The 4,032-nt window shown below is 39.8% G+C and carries 3 protein-coding genes; 1 reads left to right on the top strand and 2 read right to left on the bottom strand.

Translation table 11 applies throughout. The annotated features are described in order from the left end of the window. The first annotated feature begins 102 nt into the window (after positions 1 to 102). Entirely contained in the window at positions 103 to 420 is a 318-nt protein-coding gene (locus HPY74_20165) for an ATP-binding protein (protein ID NSW92923.1), read from the top strand. Between the two features lie 305 nt (positions 421 to 725). Here the strand turns inward: HPY74_20165 and HPY74_20160 are convergent, their stop codons facing one another. After that, positions 726 to 2,603, bottom strand: a complete 1,878-nt coding sequence (locus HPY74_20160; protein NSW92922.1) for a TRAP transporter fused permease subunit — start codon at positions 2,601 to 2,603, stop codon at positions 726 to 728. A gap of 50 nt (positions 2,604 to 2,653) precedes the next feature. Next, on the bottom strand, positions 2,654 to 3,694 hold the full coding sequence (locus tag HPY74_20155) for a TAXI family TRAP transporter solute-binding subunit (protein NSW92921.1): 1,041 nt from the start codon (positions 3,692 to 3,694) through the stop codon (positions 2,654 to 2,656). Positions 3,695 to 4,032 lie beyond the last annotated feature (338 nt).

Raw genomic sequence — 4,032 nt, 5'->3', positions numbered from 1 at the left:
CTTCTTTGCGGTAGTACCTGCCAAGAGGGAAGGTCCCTAGTAACACGCGCCCGAAATGGCGATCCCCGGAAGCCTTGCGCAACAAGCTGTTGCGCCTTTATTTTGCCTATGTACTGTCGAATTCGGGATAATGTAAAGCTTCTGATCATGGACAACATAGGCCTTAAACCTTACACACTGGAAGAAAGCATGGATATCCTCGAAATTGCAGAAAGCAGATACAGCAAAGCTTCCACCGTGCTGTCCGGACAGATTCCCCATACGCATTGGTATGACTTGTTTCCTGACCCTACGATAGCAGATGCGATTATGGATAGGGTAATTCACAATGCATATATCCTTGCTCTGGACTCGAAAAAATCCATGCGGGAAGTAATGGCGGAAAAGATAATCAAAGAGATTAGGTCGGTAGATTCATGAAAATGTGAAAACATTGTACCACGATAAACTTTAATGTAAAATCAAATTAACCGATAAGGTGTCCGGATGCCTCCGGAAACGCCGTCCGGATAATCCGGAATACGCAGTTATCCTAACAATAGTAAAAAGCCGGATAATAAGTCACAGTCACCATTTAAATGGTGACTTGACCGTTGGGCAAGTGGGGACGGTTTAATGGAAGAACTCCATTGCAAGCACCCCACAAATATAGTATTCTTTTTAGTGACGAAACCTAAAAGGAAAATAATGAGGTGTTGACAATGGAGCATATATAGTATCAAAAATTAAAGATCTGATGCTATAAGCTTCTTTTCTTCCCTTGATAAAAAGAATATTGTTGCTGCAAAAGCGGCTAATCCGATAATGTCTGTAGTTAATTGTGGAATAATAAGCATTATAGAAAGAGCGGCCAATACAAAACGCATAACCATCGGGACTTTATATTTATAGAAGCCAATTAACGCAATTGCCATAGCAATCAGCCCAACACTCGTTGTTAATACTACCCATAATATTTCTAAAGGTGTTCCAATGCCGAGCAAAGCAGGACTAAAGACAAATATATATGGAATTAAGAATATAACCATACTCAGCTTGAAGGCCTCTATACCGGTTCCCCAGAATGGAGTTTTAGCAACACCTGCAGCAGTGTAAGACGCTAAGGCTACCGGAGGAGTTATCATCGAAAGGTTGGCAAAGTAAAAAATAAACATATGAGCAACGATAGGCATTACACCAAGTTTCTGGAGTGCAGGTGCAAGAATGACTGCACTCATGATATATGCGGCACTTGTGGGCATACCCATACCAAGGACAATAACCATAAGCATGCTTAAGAAGAGTGCGAGCAACAGGTTGCCTCCGGCCATAGCGGCAATCATGGAACTAACCTTCAAGCCAAGACCCGTGTGAGTAAGTATTCCAACAATAATCCCTGCAATAGCGCATGGAATTGCAATTATAACAGCCGAAACAGCGCCTTTAATCAGTGTGTCTAAAATTTTCATGAAGCTGAGTCTAGAATCCGCTTTGAATGTGCAAAGAACAACAAGAACGATTAGAGAAAGAACCGCAGAATACATTAAAGATTTTCCTGTGGCAATAAGGCCAACAAGAATTACCAATGGAACAAGAAGGTAGAAATAGTTTCTTATCTGTTTTTTTAGATCTGGTATATCAACAGGTTCAGAAATGATGTTACACCTCTTTGCCTCGAAATGAACGAGGAAGTAGAGCGACATGATATAAAGGATAGAGGGTATAGTAGCGTATAGAATAATATTAAAATAGGAAACGCCAACAAGATCTGCCATTAGAAAAGCAGCAGCTCCCATAATCGGTGGTATTAGCTGACCGCCAGCTCCAGCTATGGCAAGCACAGATGCAGCGAATAGCGGTCTAAACCCGGCTTTTTCCATGGCTGGGTATGTTAGCATACCGGTTGATGCGACGTTCGCAGAAGCAGCTCCGCTTATCATACCAAACAGACCGCAGGCAATAATTGTTGTCTTACCCTCACCCCCCTTGGCCTTGCGGGTTGCAAACTTAGCTAAAGAGATAAACAATTTCCCAGCAGGCGTTGCCGAAAGAAAGGCTCCAAATATCATAAAATAGAATACTGTGCTTACCGATACACCAGATGCTGTTCCGAAAATACCATTTGTAGTCATAAATTGTAACTCAATAAAACTTATAAAATCTATACCTCTGTGCCTGAACACACCGGGCAGAGAAGAACCAAAAAACACATAACTGATAAATACGAGCACAACGACGGTCATTGAAAGACCTAATACACGTCTACACGCCTCAATCAAAAGAACAATGAATGTAATAGCCATTATTTTGTCAAATAAAAAGACTGGGTCGATATATGCCATGCGAGAAAGATAGCGCTCACCATTATAAATCGCAAAGATTGTAGCTCCTACGAAGAAGACTGAACACAACATATCTAATATGAAAGCATAGTGATTGTCATCTTTAGAAAGAGGATTTGTCAGGTATACTATCGAAGCTGCAAACGCAACGTGCACAGTCCTAGCAACAATTGTGGGGATTCCTATGTAAAAGGCTATATAGAACTGAAAGGTTACCCACAGTAATGCTACAATTTTCAATGTATTGCTTCTAATACTCTTTTTTGTTGATGTAGTATTCAATTATAATCACCTTCCCAAGTCTGTTCTAAAAGCTAATCTATTATTTGAAGTTAGTCTTTCAACAGTCCGATTTCTTTATAGTATTTAACTGCACCCGGATGCATGGGAAGACCCCCAAGAGCTTCAGAAGAGCCAGCAAGTTCTTTGTTGAAACCATTAAATCCTACGTGACCTCTAATAAGATCCTCTTTATTTTCGTATATTGCCTTGGTAATTCTGTATGCAGCTTCTTCCGGAAGACTATCTGTTGTTACAAGGCAGGTTGTGATGCCTGCGCATCTTACTTCCTCTGTCTGCTTATTAAAGCTGTTTGCAGGTAGAACTGCTACAGAATAACCTTTTGTTTTCATAAATTCTATCGAATTGTCATCAAGCTCTGCAACTTTAACATCAGCAGAAACGCAAAGTTCTGTAAATGCGGCATGGCCAACTGAAATATGCTGCATAAATAAGTCACACCTGCCATCTTTAAATGCTTGAACGATACTAGCGAAGTCCGTATGCTCAACAGAACCTCCCCAAGCGACGATATCCTTATAAGTACAACCAATAGACTCTAGAACAACGCGAGTTGTGTATTCACTTGCGCTTCCTTTTTCAGCAGTCATAAGTCTTATAGGCATTTTCTTATCAGCGATATCTCTTATCTTATCAATACCACTACCATTTCTTACGGCGATGCCTACATACATCTGGTCTAAACATGCAACAAGACCCCTAAGACTAGGTATAGCGCCGTTCTCTTCAAAGGCCAATATGCCGTTATATCCCCATGCATTAACATTATTAAATCCTAATCCTATATCTGCTTGTTTCTTCTGAAGTAGAAGAAGATTACCAACTCCGCCTGAGTTTGGAAGAACATCAAATTGAAGGCCCGGATCAAAACGGCTAGCAACATCAGCTATTGTAGCACCGTATACATACCATGAGCTGCCAACTGCAAGGGTAGCAAATTTCCAATAAGTACCGTCTATACTTCCTGTTGTTGGCGTTGAATTTTCTTCTCCGGCACTAGGACTTGAGCAAGCTGTTAAAAATAGAGATAGGCAAATGCAAACACAAATCATCATAACGAACGTTTTTTTCATAATAAACACCCCTTCTAAATAATTTTTATGTCTTTTTCGCAGAAAACAAGTTGCTTCCTTTACCCTCGTTTTTCACTAATAAAAATTTATACCCTAGTTTGCCATACCCCCTTTATAATCCGTTTACTTTTTTAAATACATAACCTTCTTTTTTTATAATTGACATAATGATGCATATTGTTCCTCCTGCCATTGATACTAAACTTCTATCTATATAGATTACGATAAAGGTATCACAAGGTAAAAATATCCATACCACAAACCATGCATTTTATTGTATTATGTTAACCATAAACATTTTATAGGATGGTGGTTAACACAATGGCAAGGATTGATAA

The sequence above is a fragment of the Bacillota bacterium genome (assembly GCA_013314855.1).
Lineage (GTDB): Bacteria > Bacillota > Clostridia > Acetivibrionales > DUMC01 > Ch48.
Note: the sequence above shows the minus strand (reverse complement) of the source record. Positions and strands in the feature narration are given on the sequence as shown.

Coding starts and splice junctions, on each gene's coding strand:
- HPY74_20155 (NSW92921.1), bottom strand. CDS start 3,694: ATGAAAAAAACGTTCGTTATGATGATTTGTGTTTGCATTTGCCTATCT.